The following is a 16,561-nucleotide window of genomic DNA, read 5'->3' on the forward strand; positions in this document are numbered from 1 at the left end:
TCTGCTTCGAAGCCCAGTGGGCACCTGATTTCACGGAGTCGTGGGGTCAGCAAGCAGATGGAGGCAAACAAGTGAGTGCTGTTTCTTCGTCCCAGAATTTCAACCACGGTTTCCCCGCGCCGGGGCCACAGGACCCCTCGCCGCAAAAAGTCATGGACCACGTGTTTTTCCTTTCCGAAGGCGAATGGAAAAAGGTCCGTGAAGAAGAACAATTCGACCATATCGTCATCGGCAGCGGATTCTGCGCCTATGCATTCGCCGAGCGGACACTGACGGTCAACCCGCACGCGCGGATCCTGATCATTGAACGCGGGCCGTTCTTCCTTCCCCAGCATTTCCAGAACCTGCCCCTGCCCTACAAACAGACCCTCGGCGGCCTGTCCGAAACGTTCCCCTGGACGCTGGCGGCCGCCACCGCCACCCAGCCGCCCGGCAAGATTTCCTGGCAGCACGGCATGGTCCCCTTCTACGGCGGCCGCAGCATCATGTGGAGCGCTTGGTGCCCGCGGCCCGAGGAAGACGAAATGCGCGGGTGGCCGCGCGCCGTCATGGACGCGGCGAAGTCGCACTTCACTACCGCCGAGGACCTCCTCAACGTGGTGTCCGCCGACAAGATCGACGCCGGGCGGTCCGCCGACGTCGTCAACCTCATCAACGACACCCGGCCGGTCTACGGAATCATGCAGAAAGCCCTCCAGGAACGGCTTGAAGCCGGACTGGACAAGATCGATTCGGCGACCCGCAGCATGCCGGCACCCCTCGCCGCGGCAACAGGGACGAGCTCCGGCGTGGACTTCGCGAAGTTCTCGACGCCGGCAGTCCTCCTGGAGTTGTCGGACCGGCAAGCGACGCTCGAAGCCCAAGGCAAGGGCTCGGCCCTCCGGGTCGTCACGGATTGCACCGTCTTGAGCGTGCTCCAACAGGACGGAAAAGCCACTGCCCTGAACACCAACCGGGGCGTGGTGAACGTCGGCGACGCCAACCTCGTGCTGGCCATGGGGACCCTTCCCCCGGCGACGCTCGTGCTCAATTCCTTCCCGCAGGTCAAGGGCGCCGGCGAGCAGTTCAGCGCCCACTTCATCACCTCGGTGGTGGCCCGCGTTCCGCGCAAGGATTTCGAATTCAGCGAGCAACTCGGCGAACTCGAGCTCGCGGCGATCTACCTGGCCGGCAAGAGCAAGGCCGGAATGCAGTACCACGTGCAGCTTTCGGTCCTGTCCGACCGTTGCCCGGACAAGAACGCCCAGAAGTCCGAACGCTACGCGCCCGACGTCGTCGCCACGGCCTCGCTGGCACAGTTGCGGTCTTCGGAGGACTACCTCGTTTTCGTTTGCGCTGTCCTTGGCGAACTGGACGAGGGTAACCCGGAGAACCATTTGCGCTTGTCGGGCGGCGCGGACCCAACCTGCAACGTCACCTTGAAGGTGCTGGCCAACGCCACCGATGACGAAACGTGGGACACGATGGACGAGGGCACCTTCCAGATGCTCGAGCGCGTCCTGTCCCCGGAAGGCGCGCAGCGCGTCGAATACTGGCACGGAGATCCCGACGACGGCACGTGGTCGGGCGAGCGGCCCACCATCCCGGAGCGCCGCGTCCCGGGCCTCGTCCACGAAAGCTCAAGCCTGCCGATCGGCGACGAGGAGGGCGCCGTCGTCGGGACCGATTACCGGCTCAACGGGGTGGAGAACGTGTTCATCACGGGCGGCAGCCTGTGGCCCACTGGCGGGTCGTGGAACCCTACCATGACCATGGTGGCCCTCGCCCAGGATCTTGCCGAAAAGCTGGAGGCCGACGGCGGAGCGGAGGCTGCGCGATGACCTCCACCCCGGTTGCCCCGGGACTCGGCGCCACCGCGGACCCGGTCATCCTTCCCACGGTCCCGCCGATGAGCGTGGCCGACGTGCTTGACCGCCAGGACGGCGTGTACTGGGTGGTCAAGGACGCGAACTCGGTTTTCCTGTGGGTCAACCAGAACTTCGCCGACCTCGTGGGCATGAGCAAGTCGGAGCTGATCGGCCACCAGGACTCGCGGGCGGAACACGTCGCGCACGACAAGGAAGTCATGGCCAGCGGGAAGCCGCTGCTGAACTTCCATGAGACGATCGCCGTCCCCACCAAGGACGGCGGCATGGTGAACGTGGACATCGTGACGCAAAAAGGACTGCTCCGCGCCCTGGGAAGTGACGAAATCATCGGCATCACCGTGTGCTTCTCGCTGAAGGATCCGGTCGATGACTGACACGGCCGAGGACTGGATCAAGCGACTGGACATGTCCCCCGCCAGCGTGGGCGGCTGGTTCGCACCGGCACTCGTGAGCGACGAGGACATCCCGGGTTCCGGCCTGCCCCCGCGTTTTGGCGGCAGCCACCCGCTCTACAGCTCCAATTGGTACCTGCTGCAAGCCGGCGACATCCTCCAACTGCACACCCTGAAGCAAGACGAGCTGTGGTTCTTCCACCTCGGGGCGCCCATCAGGATGCACGTGTTCTCCCCGGACCGCGGCTATTCCGAGGCGCTCCTTGGAGCGGACCCGGAGGCCGGCGAGAGCCTGCAGGGCATCGCTCCGCACTCGACGTGGTTCGGGGCCGAGCTCGCTGGAAAAGGGTTCGCCCTGGTCAGTTGCAGCCTGTCACCCGGCTATGAGGCAGCAGACTCCGCAAAACCCACGCACGAGGACGTCGAGTCGCTTGTCTCGATGTTCCCCGGCCACGCGGCGCTGATCATGCGCCTGGCGGCCGGCTAACAACGTCTGATGCGCCGGTTCTGGGGCCGGCGCATCAGGCTTCCCTGTACGACGAACCGCTCCTCCCATTCCACAGGAGGCCCCTAATCCGTAAGGTATCGACATGAGCATCTACATCAGTCCTGACTCCGCGGCATGGTCGCTAACATCCATGGCGGCTGCCGCTTCGGCAGGATCGATCGAAGATGTGCATGCAATGGCCAACCTCGTACGGGAAATATACGAAACAGAAGGCGTGGATGCCCTCTCGGGCGTAGTTTTCGCCCTGGCCCACCACCACAGCCTTTCGCTTCATGCGCTGGCCACCGCAACCGGGATCCCAGTCCACGAACTGCTCGAAATGCGCAGGCACCAGGGATCCACCTTCCATCACTCACCGTCCGGGGTAGCCTCCCGTTTCGATGGCCTGCCACCGGGTCTCCAAGCGAGCCTGGAACCGCTCCAAAATGAATCGGACGGCTAAGGCAATTCGGGGTCTGTAGCCCGCCGCGTGGCCGGTTACGGAACATGACGACGCCCGGTGAGGCAGGCCGCCGTCGTGGATGTTACTTTTCTTATTGAGTAATGAGCGCCAGCGCGAAGCCCTGACTTGCTGGTCGGCAACCCTCTCTCCGGCGGGGTGCCTCAGGTGACTACTCGGCGTATCGACACTTTCGAACTGCAAGCGTGACTGAGGAGCACCGCAATGCCTGAACCGACTGAAGACAAACTCTCCTACCGCCTCATCACGGGTCCCGACACTCGGGAATTCTGCGAGCGGATCTCCGCTGCCCTGGCCGAGGGATACGTGCTGCACGGCAGCCCCGCCGCCACTTTTAACGGCACCGACGTGATCGTGGCACAGGCCATCATCCTGCCGGCGGCGATCGCCAGCGCGGACGCCGCGGTTGCCACCGCCGTCGACGCCCTCGACCAGGCCGACGAAGAGTTCGACGGCGAGGGCCACGCATGAGCTACGCAGGCGACCTCAGCCCGCACGACGCCTGGGCCAAGCTGGAACAAGGTGCCATCCTGGTGGACGTCCGCACCGAAGGCGAATGGGCCCACATCGGCATCCCGGACACCAAAGCCACCGAAAACGATCCCCTGTTCATCCAGTGGAACCTGGTCGGGGGAATCCCCAACACTCGCTTCATCGAAGAGCTGAAGCAGCAAGCCCCGGACGCTGAAGGCACCGAACTTGTCTTCCTGTGCCGCTCAGGCCAGCGCTCCATCGCCGCCGCCATCGCCGCGACGCAGGCAGGCTTCACCTCCTACAACGTCCTCGAAGGCTTTGAGGGGGAACCGGACCGTTACGGCGAACGAACCGTGAATGGCTGGAAAAACCGTGGACTTCCGACGAACCTGGGGAAAATCTAAGTGACCTTCAATCCTGACGCCGCAAGCTGGAGTGCTGACACCCAGGCAGTCCGCGGCGGCCTTGACCGTACCAATTTCCAGGAGACCTCCGAGCCCGTCTTCCTGAACTCGGGCTTCGTCTACGAATCCGCCGAGGCCGCCGAGCGCGCGTTCACCGGCGAGGACGAACGCTTCGTCTACTCCCGCTACGGCAACCCCTCCGTGGCCACCTTCCAGGAGCGGCTCCGCCTGCTGGAAGGCACGGAAGCCTGCTTCGCGACGGCGTCGGGCATGTCCGCCGTCTTCACCGCCCTCGGTGCGCTGCTCGGCGCGGGCGACCGCGTGGTCGCGGCCCGTTCGCTGTTCGGCTCCTGCTTCGTCATCCTCAACGAGATCCTGCCCCGCTGGGGAGTCGAAACCGTCTTCGTCGACGGCCCGGACCTTGAGCAGTGGCGTGCCGCCTTGTCGGTACCCACCACCGCGGTGTTCTTCGAGTCGCCGTCGAACCCCATGCAGGAAATCGTGGACATCGCGGCCGTGAGCGAACTCGCCCACGCGGCCGGCGCGACCGTCGTCGCCGACAACGTCTTCGCCACTCCCCTGCTGCAGCGCTGCGGCGACCTCGGCGCCGACGTCATCGTCTACTCGGGCACCAAGCACATCGACGGGCAGGGCCGCGTGATGGGTGGCGCGATCCTGGGCACCAAGGAGTTCATCGAGGGCCCCGTCAAGCAGCTCATGCGCCACACGGGTCCGTCGCTCTCCTCGTTCAACGCCTGGGTACTGACGAAGGGCCTGGAGACCATTGGCCTGCGCGTCAACCACTCCTCGGCCTCGGCCCTGCGGATCGCCGAATGGCTCGAAAACCAGCCGGCCATCAGCTGGGTCAAGTACCCGCTCCTGAAGTCGCACCCACAGTACGAGCTCGCCGCGAAGCAAATGAAGGCCGGCGGAACCGTGCTGACCTTCGAGCTGCTGCCGTCGGCCGGGCGCACCGCCAAGGAAGCCGCCTTCGCGCTCCTCAACGGGCTCAGCGTCATCGACATCTCGAACAACCTGGGCGATTCGAAGTCCCTTATCACCCACCCGGCCACCACTACGCACCGTGCCATGGGACCCGAAGGCCGCGCTGCGATCGGCCTGGCGGACGGCGTGGTGCGTTTGTCAGTGGGACTCGAGGACGTGGACGACCTCATCGGTGACCTGGAACGGGCCCTCAAGCAGGTGTAGTACCGGCTTAGGAGGGGGCCTCGCGCCAGTCTTGCCGCACCCACGTAAGAACGGGTTGCGGTTTGGTGTCGGTCTCGTCCTTTTCGGAACCCATCGTAATCTGCACGGCGTGCTCGACGACGGCGGCCAGCCCGGCGGCGTCGGGCCTGCCGTTGTGGTTCCGGCTCCAGCGCCCGGCGACGGTGCGCTGTTCAATCGCGCCGTTGCCGCGGCCCAAAAGGGCCGCCACGCCGGCTTGGACAAGATCGAACTCGCCCTGTTCGGCAAGGACAGGTTCGAGGTACTCCACAAGCGACCAGACGACGTCGGCAGCGGGTTCCGGCCGGAACGTGCCAAAATCCAGCAGTTCCGTGCGGAGACCGAAATTGCTGGCCTGCCACGATGCCATCCGCAATAGCGCGGTGGGAACGGACGCGGGTTCGACGCCGGAATGGTGTTCACGCACCGCGGTTTCCACAAGGGCCCTAACGAGCACTGCAATGAGGGCCGCGTCCTCCGCACGGAGGCAGACGTCCGCCACCCGCACTTCGACAGTGGGAACGTGCCGGGACAGGCGGGCGTCGAAATAGATCATGCCTTCGTCCAGCAACACCCCGGTCTCGATCAACCTCCTGACCACTCGACGGTACGAAGCCAGGGAACCGTAAATAGGCGAGGGACCCGACGAAGGCCAGCGGTTCCAAGCCTGCGTCCGGTAGCTTTCAAAACCTGTTGCCAGCCCGCGCCAGTAGGGCGAATTCGCGCTGATCGCCGTCAGGACCGCGAGTTTGTCCCGGATATGGTCAAGGACAACCACGCCTTCCTCGGGCGACTCAATGGCCGTGTGGACATGGAATCCGCACGTGAGCTGCTCATGCGCTGTGATGCCGAACCGTTCGAGCATGATGGCGTACCGCGGATCCGGGGTGGTGTGGGTCGCCGAATCCACCGGCGATGTTGCCAAGGCCGCTATCCCTGCGCCGTGGCGGCGGGCAGCGCGGCTCGCGAGCCCCCGTCCCCTCCTGATCTGGTGCAATAGCTCGGCATAGCTGCGGCACGGGCGGGTCTGGGTTTCGATCTGCTCAAGCTTGAGCTCATGGCTGAGGCCGGTGTCAGGGCCGTCGGCGTCGTCTGGATTCTCGTCGTCATGAGGGTCCTGGGCGATGCCGGACAAGAGCGCGTCGGCAAGGGCGAGCGGCTCGCCGGTCACAGGATCGACGATCAGCAGCTCCTCTTCCACCCCAAAAGTGCGCACGCCTCAATTGTGCGCCATCGCGGCGGCACCGAGACAGAGGCGGTCCGGCATGTGTTTCGGGGAGGGCCCCGTTCAGGAACCTCCAATAATGGCCAGGCACTCGTTGCGGCTTTGCTCCACGTGGGCATAGGAGAGGGCGGCCGCAAGATCGCCTTGGCCACGCAGGATGGCCTCGACAATCGCGATGTGTTCGCGGTGCAGTTCGTGCTGGTCCCGGTCGGCGGCTATATGGAAGAGGCGGCGGACGTGGCCGTTGACCGGGGTCATCAGCTTCTGGAGGAGGCTGTTCCCGCTCAAGGCCAGGATCTCTTCGTGGAGCCGGGAGTTCACGTCGGCAATGTGGACGGCTTCGTCAGCTTCCGTCGCTTGGAGGGCCTCGTTGAGTACCTCGCGGAGACGGTCGGCCGATGCTCCCCTCGAACACGCCTCGGCAGCCAATCTTGCGGCGAGGACCTCCAAGCTTGAGCGGACATCGAAAAGCTCGGTGGCGGCCCGAAGCGTCACGTGCGTCACCACTGCGCCGCGACGGGGAGTCGTGGTGATGTAGCCCTCGCTTTCGAGCTGGGGCAACGCTTCTCGCACCGGCACCCGGGATACTTGCAGTTTCTCGGCCACTTCGCGCTCGCGGATCCTTTCTCCCGGCGGAAGCGTTCCGTCGATAATGCGTTCGCGGATCCATTCGTAGGCACTCGTGGCGCGCGACGGCGACCCTACGGAGTTCTCGTCAAGCACTTCCGCCGACATGTGTTCTTCCTTCCGCTGGCCCGGTTTGCGCCTCGCCCCAAGTTGGCGCCCCGCCCTAGCGGGCGAGATCCACGCGAAGTCCTAGGCCAAATTCTAGGGCGCGGTCGTACAACAAGCGCCCGATTGCCAGATCCTGCAGGCCGATTCCGACCGAGTTGAAGAGCGTGATGTCGTCTTTCGCCGTTCGGCCCGGCTTGCTTCCGGCAATCGCCTCGCCCAACTCCGCTTCCACCCGGTCAAAGCCGTAAGTGCCTTCTGAAACCGGGATGATGAGGTTTCCCGACTTTTCCTTGGCGGTCGCCAGGCTGTCGACGAAGACCCGCGATTTCAACACACCTTCCGAGTCGATTTCCCGGTGCTCGGGGCGCGGGCGCGAACCGACGGCGTTCACGTGAAGGCCGGGGGCAAACCATTTTCCGAACACTACCGGCTCCGTAGCGGGAGTAAGTGTGCAGAGCACGTGCGCCGATTCCACTACCTCTTGCACAGAACCAGCGGCCACGATATCCAGCTTGTGGTGGGCCGTCTGGGCACGGAACTTCTCGAGGGTTGCCTCCGTGCGGGACCAGACGACGACCTTCTCGATCGGCAGGACCTCCACCATCGCCTCGACGTGGGCCACCGCGAGGGCACCGGCACCGACGAGGCCAAGGACCGAGGAATCCGGATTGGCCAGGTGTTTGCTGGCCACAGCGCTTGCCGCGGCTGTACGGATGCGCGTCGGGACACGGCCGTCGAGGATCGCCAGCGTCTCCCCCGTTGCCTGCGAGCTCAACAGAATGGTGGACCGCTGGGTCGGCAGCCCGGACTCGTGGTTGGAGGGAATGTCGGCGAGCAGTTTCACTGAAGCCAAGCGGTCGACGTCGGACAGTGCGGCCATCGGCAGGAACTTGGCATCCGATGAGGGCAGGTGGAGGGATGCGGGGGCCGGTTGGTGCGCTGTTCCCGTTGCGAGGCTGTGGAATGCCCTCTCGATCGTGTCGATGGTGGCAGCCATGTTCGCCAGGGAGCTGAGCTCGGAGGCCGAGAGGATCAGGGTCACGTGTTTTCCTTTGCTTGTGGGGTGCTGAGGGGGGACCGGCCAGGCGGACCGCGTCAGTGGAGACGATCATAGGACTTTTGGCATGCCAAGTGAAGGGTACTAGGCAGATCCTCGCGGCCGCGCACCTAAAAAATCCCGAAATCTCGCGGCAAAACCGCCAGCAACAATCCTTAAGTCCTATTTTTTGTATACCAAAGCTCTGCTATCAAAACTCAATTTGGCATGCCAAATTGCATATTTTTCGCCAAAAGGGGTGACTTAATCCCTTGAATGTGTGATTCTGCATACCAACCACCGACGCCGAGCTCCCCCAAACGGATTCTCGCCCAAGGATCCGCTCGGCGCCCCCTGCCAGGGCGGCCGGGTCAAACGACCGCCCACCCCCTTCGAACGGGTCGGATGCACCGCCCGGCCACGTTTCGAGAACTTCACCGAATGGTTCAGCTCCGAAAGGAAAGAAATGAATCTCCACAAGAGGAAACTGGCGCTCACGCTACTCTCGGCCACGACGGCAATGGCGCTGTCCTCCTGCCAGCTCCCTACCGGCGCGAGCTCGGGCGGAAGCGGCTCCGCCAAACAAAGCACCATCGTCATCGGAAGCTCCAACACCGCGGAAACCCTGGACCCGCTCCAGTCGTCGGACGCGCACAATGACTTCAACCTCGCACCGATGTATGACCGGCTGGTGGACTTCGACGCAAAGGGCGAGATGGTTCCGAAGCTTGCCGAGCAATGGACCTTCAACGGGGACGCTACCCAGCTGACCCTCACGCTGCGCAAAGGCGTGAAGTTCCATTCCGGGAACTCGTTTACAGCCGCAGACGTCGTGTACAGCCTCGACCGGGCGAAGAAGATCGGTTCGGGTGCGGCTTCCTTCCTCTCGGACTACGCGTCATCCAAGGCCACGGATGATCTGCACGTCGTCATCACCCTGTCGAAGACGGACCTCGACTTCATCGGCGCCCTCAGCCAGATCTACATCCTGGATTCGAACCTCGTGAAGCCCAACCAGGGTTCTGACAATGCGCAGGGCTGGCTCGGAACGCACGAGGCAGGTTCGGGACCGTTCGCGATGGGCACCTACAAGCCGAACCAAGAGCTCGACCTCACCCGCAACAAGGACTACTGGGACTTCGACGACAAGCGCCCGACGTCGATCGTCTTGCGCATGATCAACGATTCGAGCGCCAACCGGGACGAATTCCTCGCCGGAAACCTGGACATCACCATGGGCCTTGCCTCGGTGGATGTGGACAACATCTCGAAGGACAGCAAGTACGAGATCGTGAACATCCCGGCACCCCGCCAGACGTACGCATGGCTCAACATGCAGGGCAAGATCACCGGGGACGCCCGCGTGCGGGAAGCAATCCAGCTTGCCTATGACTACAACGGACACCTGGCAAGCGCGCTCGGCAACCAAGGCAGCATCGCCAACTCCATCCTCCCCGAAGGGATCGCGTGCCGCGTGGACGCCGGCAAGCCCCAGCAGGACCTCGAGAAAGCCAAACAGCTCATCAAGGCGGCCGGCGTCGAGGGTGCCTCGATCACTGTCGCATACCAACCCTCCGTGCGTGAATTCAACGCGGCGGGAACCATCCTGCAGGACTCGCTCAAGAAGATCGGCCTCAACGCCCAACTCAAGGCAGTCACGTTCCCCCAGTATTCGGCCCTTGTGTCGAAGCCCGAGACCATGCCCGACGTCGCCCTCGCTTGGGACTTCGCGGCGTTCCCGGCTGCGGGTCCCATGCTCAACCGTGAATGGAACTCGGCGTTGGCCGGCCAGACCAACTTCACCCGCTACTCGAATCCGAAGGTCGACGCGCTTCTCAAGGACGGCCTCACTGCCGCGGACCAAAAGCAGGCGTGCAGCGATTTCCAGGAAGTCCAGCAGCAAGTGATAGCCGACCACGCACTCCTTTACATCGCGTACCCGGCGGTAACCATGGTCTCCGACAAGAGGGTCGGTCCCATTCCTTTCTCCCCGACGCAGCAGGATTTCAACGTCGGCACCCTTCGGATGGCCAAGTAGGAAGAATGTACAAATTCGTACTTCGCAGGCTCGGCTTCGCCGCCCTGTCGCTTTGGGGCGTCGCGACCATCGTGTTCGTCATCTCGAAGCTCATCCCGGGCGACGTCGCCAGGGTCGCTGCCGGGCGGCTCGCCACTGCCGACCAGGTAGCCCACATGCGCGAGGTCCTTGGACTGAATGATCCGCTGTTCCTGCAATACACGGGCTACATTTCACGCCTTGTGCAGGGAAACCTCGGCACGTCCACAATCACCCGCCAGAGCGTCATGGGTGATCTCGGCGCGGTGCTGCCCACCACTATCCAGCTCGTGCTCCTCGGCATGTTCATCACGGTGCTCATCGCGGCCCCTGTGGGCATCGCCGCAGCCGTGAGCGAGGGAAAGGCCGCGGACGTCGCAGCCCGGATCGTCCTCGTGACGAGCGGCGGCGTTCCGGTGTTCTGGCTCGCGATCATGATGCGCTGGATCCTGGGATCGGTCCTCGGGTGGTTCCCCATCTCCGGAACAAACAGCGTCGACGGCGGGCCACCCACGGTCACGGGCTTCACGGTGCTGGATTCGCTTTTGTTCGGCACCATCGGCAACCTTGCGGATTCCGTGTTCCACCTGATCCTTCCGGCCCTCGCGCTCAGTGCACCGTTCGTGTCGACGCTCGCACGCCTGATCCGGTCCAACATGATGACGGCCCTGAAGGCGGACTACATCACGTTCGCGATCTCCAAGGGAGTCCCGCGGCGGCGCGTTATCCTCCGCCACGCCTTCCGGTCCGCGCTGGGCTCCGTTCTGACCGTGTTCGGCATGCAGTTCGGCTGGATGATCAGCGCCGCGGTGCTCGTCGAGGCAGTGTTCGGACTCCCAGGCATCGGCAGCTATTTGTACCGGGCCATCATCAACCAGGACACGTTTTCCGTCCTCGCATCGGTTGTCGTGATCGGATTCGTGTTCATCGCGACGTCGTTCATCGTGGACCTCCTCCAGATGGCGATCGACCCACGGGTACGGCACGCCCAGTTAGGAGCAGCATGAAATCCGAAACAGCGGGCGCTCCGTCCGCCAAGCTCGCTGACGCCCCGTCGGCGATAAGCGCCGCGGTGTCGGCCGCATCAATCGGCGGAGCGGCGGCTCGCTTGGGCCGCAGGCTGTTCGGCCGGCGGACGGCCGGTGTGGACCGGATGGCCTTCGGGCTCGTCGCCCTCCTCACGATCGCCGCCGTCGTCGGACCTTTCGTTACACCGTACGATCCGTTCGCCGTCGAGACGTCCGAAGCCCTCCGCCCGCCGAGCGCCGCCCACCTGCTGGGAACGGACGACGTCGGACGCGACGTTCTCTCGCGGCTCCTCGCCGGCGCGGGCCTCACCCTCCTCTCGGCAGCTGCGATTGTTGTGCTCGCCGCCGCCGTCGGGATCGTCGTCGCGAGCGTCGCGGCGTTGCTTCCGCGACGCGCCGACGAAGCAATCATGAGGGCGTGCGACATCTTCATGTCGATTCCCTCCCTCGTCCTCGCGCTGGGGCTCGCGGCCGCACTCGGTCCCTCGATGCTCTCGATCATCGTGGCGATGGTCGCTGCCTCGTGGCCGAGCACGGCACGGCTCATGCGCGGCATCCTGCGCGAGACGATGTCGTCGTCGTACGTCGAATCCGCCAGGATTCTCGGCATGTCGCGGCCGCGGCTCATGCTCCGCCATGTCCTCCCCAATTCGCTCGACGCGATCTACGTCCAGGCAAGCATGGAAATCTCCGGGACGATCGTCATGATCTCCGGGCTCGCGTTCCTGGGCGTCGGCGCTCCGCCTCCCAGCCCCGATTGGGGCTCCATGATCGCCGAAGGCCAGCAGTACACCACCACTGCTTGGTGGATCTCGCTGTTCCCCGGCCTCGCGATCAGCCTCGGCGCGATCGCGTTCGGGCTCGTGGGTGACGCGGTGCGCAGCTTCGTCGATCCGTCCTCAAGGAGGTCCTCGTGAAGGAGCCGTTAGTGCACGGCGGCGGTGCCCTCCTCAGCATCGCGAACCTCACCGTGTCGCTGCCCGAACGGCAGCGCACGATCACCGGGAGCGGCGATCTCACGCTGGTCGAAGGGCTTTCGCTCGACATCCGGCCGGGCGAGCGGCTCGCGCTCGTGGGCGAATCGGGCTCCGGGAAGTCCCTGACGGCGCGTTCGATCCTCCAGCTCGATCCCGCGCTCAAGCTTGAGGGATCTATCACGTGGAAAGGGTGCGAGCTCCTTGGGGCTTCGCGCCGCGTGCTCCAAAAGGTTCGTGGCGCGGAGATCTCGATGATCTTCCAGGATCCGATGACTGCCCTCAACCCTGTGCTCACGATCGGCGAGCAGGTAGCGGAGCCGCTGCTCGTACGCGGGGTCCCGCGGCGCAAGGCATATGCCCGCGCGGTGGAGATGCTGGACCGGCTTGGCGTGCCGAAGGCCAAGGAACGGATGCGTGCCTATCCCGGCCAGTTCTCCGGAGGCATGCGGCAGCGTGTCGTTATGGCTGCTGCGCTCGTGGCGCAGCCGCAACTGTTGATTGCCGACGAGCCGACGACGGCCCTCGACGTCCGTGTCCAGGAACAGGTCCTCGATCTCCTCGAGGAACAATCGCGGGAACTCAATCTCGCGGTCCTGTTCATCACCCACGACCTCGCAATCGTCGCCGGCCTTGCCCAGCGGGTGGCTGTCATGTTCCGGGGCCGGCTCGTCGAGGAGAAGCCGGTGGACGAGCTCTTCGACCATCCCGACCATCCGTACACGCAGGGGCTTATCGGCTCGATCCCCCGCATCGACCTCGATCCGGACACCCGGCTCACAACAGTCGAGGACTACCTCGTCCTCCAGGGAGGTGCACACCATGAATGATGTCCTGCTCCGCGTGGAGGGGCTATCAAAAACCTTCGGCTCGGGCCGGCGCGCCCACCAAGCGCTCGATGACGTATCGTTCGAACTGCGGCAAGGAGAGATCCTCGGCCTGGTCGGGGAATCGGGCTCCGGGAAGTCGACCATTATCCGTTGCCTCGTGGGCCTCGAAAAGGAATCGTCCGGGAGCATCCGCTACCAGGGGATCAATCCCGCGGCGGCGAGCAAAAGCGAATTGCACCGCTACCGGCGCGACCTGCAAATGGTCTTCCAGGATCCGTATTCGAGCCTCGATCCGCGGATGACCGTGCGGCGGATAATCGAAGAACCGATGCTGGTCATGGGCGGTTATTCGGAGCGCGAGCGGCGTGAGCGCATCCATGAACTAATTCGGCTTGTGGGCCTCCGGGACGAACACCTGGACCGCTATCCGCGGGATTTCTCCGGCGGACAGCGGCAAAGGATCGCCATTGTGCGGGCGCTCGTCGTCGAACCAAAGGTCCTTTTGTGCGACGAACCCGTGTCCGCGCTCGACGTGTCCGTCCAGGCCCAAGTCCTGAACCTCCTCAAAGACATGCAGCGTCAGCTGGACCTCACGGTGCTTTTCGTCTCGCACGACCTCGCGGTGGTGAAATACCTCTGTACGCGCCTTGTTGTGCTCAATCGCGGGCGGGTGGCGGAGAAGGGGTCCGTGCCGGAGATCTACGAGAATCCGCAGGATGCCTATACGAAGGCGTTGCTTGAAGCGGTTCCCGTGCCGAACCCCGCCGCCGAACGCGAACGCCGTGCGCGCAGGCTCGGCTTGGCGGTGGCGCGATGAACAGGATTGGAGTGGACGTCAAGTTCGAGGACGGCCGCTCGCTCATCGGCGAGGACCCGTTCGAAACCCTTTCGATCGCGCGGGACCTTGGATTCGAGGGAATACTGCTGCGCACGGTTGACGAGGCTTTTCCCACGCTCGATTCCGGGGCGATCCGGGAATTCGCCGCGGAGGCAAAGGCACAGGACATGTTTGTCCAGCTTGGGCTCGGCAAGGTCAACCCCTATATGACAGGGGAACTCCCGCGGGTCCGGGACCTCGGACGCGGAAGCTACCTCGGCGGAATGGAGCGAATGGTCGGCCTCTGCGCCGAGTACGGATGGACCGAGGCCTGGACCGCCGCGGGCGCGTACCAGCACAACCTGCCGGCCCCGTTCTGCTTCGAGCGGTTCAGGACCGACGTCGACTGGCAGGACCAACTCGACGCAACGGCGAGGTTCCTCCGCAAGCTTGCCCCGATGCTCAGGGAACACGGGGTGCGGCTCAATCTCGAGACACACGAGGAAATCACCACGTTCGAACTCCTCCGCCTTATCGATGAGATCGGCGACGACGTATTGGGAGTCTGCCTCGATCCGGCCAACCTCATGGTGCGGGGAGAACTCGTGGACGACGCCGTCCGGAGGGTCGCTCCGTACGTAAACATGACGCACTTGCGCGACGCCGTGATCCTGCCGACGGAGGACGGTCTCTCGAGATTCCTCGCACCGATCGGGCAGGGCGCGATCGATTGGAGCCGGTTGCTCGACCACGTGCTCGGCGCCCATCCAGGCCTCGACCTCGTCATCGAGGGAATCGGCGGTTCACGGGCCGAGATGCTCGTACAGCCGGACGACCCCCGGTGGAGGGCCATGCATCCGGACATGGACGAGGCGGACGCGGAGGGGCTGACGAAGCTCGCTTCGTGGTTTCACGCCGAGTCGCTGCTCGGGCGGGCTCCCACCGTGGCCGAGCTCCGGGCGTCGCCTCCTGTCGGTCCCGACTACACGGACTTCCTGGCCACTTCCCTCCGCGCGCTGAAGGCAGCCCTCGACAGCCGCGCTACTTCATCCCTTGCACCTTAAGGAAAGAGAAAACCCATGCAAGAAACGCTTGAACTCACTGGTCTCGCCGCCGCAGTGGACTGCGAGGTCGTTTTCCCCGGCGCCCCGAGCTACGAATCGCTGCGGCATGTGTGGAACGCCGACGTCGACCGGCATCCCGCCGCGATCGTCCGTTGCACCACTGCCGAACACGCCGCGAGCGCCCTGCGCTGGTGCGTCGAGAACGGGATGCCGCTCACGGTCCGCGGCGGCGGACACAACCTGGCCGGAACGAGCGTTTCCGACGGCAGCGTCCTGATCGACACCGGCCTCATGAAGAACGTGGAGATCGACACCAAAGCCCGGACCATCACGGTCGGGGCCGGTTGCCGTTGGGGCGACGTGGACCGGGCCGCGGAACCCTTCAACATAGCCCTTCCTGCCGGCGTCGTTTCCCACACAGGGGTGGCCGGACTGACCCTCGGAGGAGGAATGGGTTACCTTTCGCGAATGTTCGGTTCGACCGTCGATTTCCTCCGCGAAGTCGAGATCGTCACAGCCGACGGCACCATCCGGCGCGTGAACGCGGTGAATGAGCCGGACCTGTTCTGGGCGCTAAAGGGGGCGGGCCATAACTTCGGCATCGCCACTGAATTCGTCTTCGACTATGTGGACCTCCCCGGACTCGCCACCGTGCGCCTCGCGCTCTACCCCGCGAAGTACCGCAAAGAGATCCTCCAGCGATTCCGGGACACCGGCCCCGCCCTGCCGGACAACGTCGGCAGTTACGTCCGGCTCTACCGCTGCCCCGAGTATTGGTCCCAAGTACCGCGGGAGTACCGGGGACAGCCGATCATATCCGTTGCCACCGTCACCTACGGAGACCCGGAACTCGAGCCGCAGCTCAGCGGGCCGATGTTCGGATCAGGGACGCCCATCTACCAAAGCGTGCGCACCATTCCCCATGTGACGCTGCAGCATTCAACCGACGACGAGTTCCGCTACGGGATCTCGCACTACTGGCGCCACGTCGCCTTCCGCGAACTTCCGGACGAACTCCTGGACATCGCGATCGAACACGCTGACGCCTACCCAGGCCGCTCACTCAACTCGAGTTCCTTCATCAGCCACCAGGTGATGTGCCCGTTCGAACTCATCGCGGGCAAGCTCGTGCCACGGGACCACAGCAACGACTCCACCACCGACATCCACTCACGATGGGCCGGCAACATCGGCGCCGATTGGGAGTTCGCGGACGAACGCTCCGATCTGGTGGACTGGGTCAAACGCTTCACGGCAGCGGTGAGCGAGTGGGAGCACGGAACGTACATCAACTTCACTTCAGAGCACAGTGACGCCCGGAGTGCGCGGAACATCTACGGCCCGAAGTATCGGCGACTCGCCGAGATCAAGGCGTCCTACGATCCCGCAAACGTTTTCGACCACGGCCTCGTCGACCTTGACCTTGCGGCGGCCGACGGCGACCTGGCGGGAGAGTAGCCCAC

The 16,561-nt window shown here is 64.3% G+C and carries 17 protein-coding genes and 1 riboswitch; of the genes, 14 read left to right on the forward strand and 3 right to left on the reverse strand.

Features of this window, described 5'->3' with window-relative positions; translation table 11 throughout:
• Positions 1 to 71: 71 nt before the first annotated feature.
• From E1809_RS13655 to E1809_RS13685, 7 genes are all read left to right on the forward strand, one after another.
• A complete protein-coding gene (locus E1809_RS13655) occupies positions 72 to 1,820 on the forward strand; it encodes a GMC oxidoreductase (RefSeq protein ID WP_133204783.1) in 1,749 nt (582 codons plus the stop codon).
• Positions 1,817 to 2,242 (forward strand): PAS domain-containing protein, encoded by a 426-nt coding sequence (locus E1809_RS13660; RefSeq protein ID WP_133204784.1) that lies wholly within the window; start codon positions 1,817 to 1,819, stop codon positions 2,240 to 2,242. The genes E1809_RS13655 and E1809_RS13660 overlap by 4 nt, the downstream gene beginning before the upstream one ends.
• The gene (locus E1809_RS13665) at positions 2,235 to 2,747 is read left to right on the forward strand and encodes a cupin domain-containing protein (RefSeq protein ID WP_133204785.1); all 513 of its coding nucleotides are present in this window, start codon (positions 2,235 to 2,237) and stop codon (positions 2,745 to 2,747) included. Before E1809_RS13660 ends, E1809_RS13665 begins: the two co-directional genes overlap by 8 nt.
• Positions 2,748 to 2,850: 103 nt before the next feature.
• Positions 2,851 to 3,210 (forward strand): hypothetical protein, encoded by a 360-nt coding sequence (locus E1809_RS13670; protein WP_133204786.1) that lies wholly within the window; start codon positions 2,851 to 2,853, stop codon positions 3,208 to 3,210.
• 97 nt (positions 3,211 to 3,307) lie between these two features.
• A riboswitch (SAM riboswitch) is annotated at positions 3,308 to 3,420 on the forward strand.
• A 12-nt stretch (positions 3,421 to 3,432) separates the two neighbouring features.
• A complete protein-coding gene (locus E1809_RS13675) occupies positions 3,433 to 3,699 on the forward strand; it encodes a DUF1737 domain-containing protein (RefSeq protein ID WP_133204787.1) in 267 nt (88 codons plus the stop codon).
• Entirely contained in the window at positions 3,696 to 4,106 is a 411-nt protein-coding gene (locus E1809_RS13680) for a rhodanese-like domain-containing protein (protein WP_133204788.1), read from the forward strand. The genes E1809_RS13675 and E1809_RS13680 overlap by 4 nt, the downstream gene beginning before the upstream one ends.
• Entirely contained in the window at positions 4,107 to 5,315 is a 1,209-nt protein-coding gene (locus E1809_RS13685) for an O-succinylhomoserine sulfhydrylase (protein ID WP_133204789.1), read from the forward strand.
• A gap of 7 nt (positions 5,316 to 5,322) precedes the next feature.
• Here E1809_RS13685 and E1809_RS13690 read toward each other — a convergent pair whose 3' ends face one another.
• From E1809_RS13690 to E1809_RS13700, 3 genes are all read right to left on the reverse strand, one after another.
• Complete coding sequence (locus tag E1809_RS13690; protein ID WP_133204790.1) at positions 5,323 to 6,549, reverse strand: glutamate--cysteine ligase 2; 1,227 nt, start codon at positions 6,547 to 6,549, stop codon at positions 5,323 to 5,325.
• Positions 6,550 to 6,621: 72 nt separating this feature from the next.
• Positions 6,622 to 7,293 (reverse strand): GntR family transcriptional regulator, encoded by a 672-nt coding sequence (locus E1809_RS13695; RefSeq protein ID WP_133204791.1) that lies wholly within the window; start codon positions 7,291 to 7,293, stop codon positions 6,622 to 6,624.
• Between the two features lie 55 nt (positions 7,294 to 7,348).
• On the reverse strand, positions 7,349 to 8,335 hold the full coding sequence (locus tag E1809_RS13700; RefSeq protein ID WP_133204792.1) for an ornithine cyclodeaminase family protein: 987 nt from the start codon (positions 8,333 to 8,335) through the stop codon (positions 7,349 to 7,351).
• A 460-nt stretch (positions 8,336 to 8,795) separates the two neighbouring features.
• On the opposite strand from E1809_RS13700, the gene E1809_RS13705 reads away from it, so the two are divergent.
• Genes E1809_RS13705 through E1809_RS13735 form a run of 7 tightly spaced genes read left to right on the forward strand, consistent with a single transcriptional unit; the run spans position 8,796 to position 16,556 of the window.
• Positions 8,796 to 10,367 carry an ABC transporter substrate-binding protein gene (locus E1809_RS13705; protein WP_133204793.1) on the forward strand — a complete coding sequence of 524 codons (1,572 nt, stop codon included), beginning with the start codon at positions 8,796 to 8,798 and terminating at the stop codon, positions 10,365 to 10,367.
• Between the two features lie 5 nt (positions 10,368 to 10,372).
• The gene (locus E1809_RS13710; protein WP_133204794.1) at positions 10,373 to 11,392 is read left to right on the forward strand and encodes an ABC transporter permease; all 1,020 of its coding nucleotides are present in this window, start codon (positions 10,373 to 10,375) and stop codon (positions 11,390 to 11,392) included.
• Positions 11,389 to 12,330, forward strand: coding sequence for an ABC transporter permease (locus E1809_RS13715; RefSeq protein WP_133204795.1), 942 nt, complete (start codon positions 11,389 to 11,391; stop codon positions 12,328 to 12,330). Before E1809_RS13710 ends, E1809_RS13715 begins: the two co-directional genes overlap by 4 nt.
• Positions 12,327 to 13,217: an ABC transporter ATP-binding protein gene (locus E1809_RS13720; protein WP_205754188.1), complete on the forward strand. Its 891-nt coding sequence runs from the start codon at positions 12,327 to 12,329 to the stop codon at positions 13,215 to 13,217. The genes E1809_RS13715 and E1809_RS13720 overlap by 4 nt, the downstream gene beginning before the upstream one ends.
• Positions 13,210 to 14,034, forward strand: a complete 825-nt coding sequence (locus E1809_RS13725) for an ATP-binding cassette domain-containing protein (RefSeq protein ID WP_133204796.1) — start codon at positions 13,210 to 13,212, stop codon at positions 14,032 to 14,034. Before E1809_RS13720 ends, E1809_RS13725 begins: the two co-directional genes overlap by 8 nt.
• Complete coding sequence (locus E1809_RS13730; protein ID WP_133204797.1) at positions 14,031 to 15,098, forward strand: sugar phosphate isomerase/epimerase family protein; 1,068 nt, start codon at positions 14,031 to 14,033, stop codon at positions 15,096 to 15,098. The genes E1809_RS13725 and E1809_RS13730 overlap by 4 nt, the downstream gene beginning before the upstream one ends.
• Before the next feature lie 15 nt (positions 15,099 to 15,113).
• Complete coding sequence (locus E1809_RS13735) at positions 15,114 to 16,556, forward strand: FAD-binding oxidoreductase (RefSeq protein ID WP_133204798.1); 1,443 nt, start codon at positions 15,114 to 15,116, stop codon at positions 16,554 to 16,556.
• The last annotated feature ends 5 nt before the right edge of the window (positions 16,557 to 16,561 follow it).

Source organism: Arthrobacter terricola (genome assembly GCF_004354015.1).
GTDB classification, from domain to species: domain Bacteria; phylum Actinomycetota; class Actinomycetes; order Actinomycetales; family Micrococcaceae; genus Arthrobacter; species Arthrobacter terricola.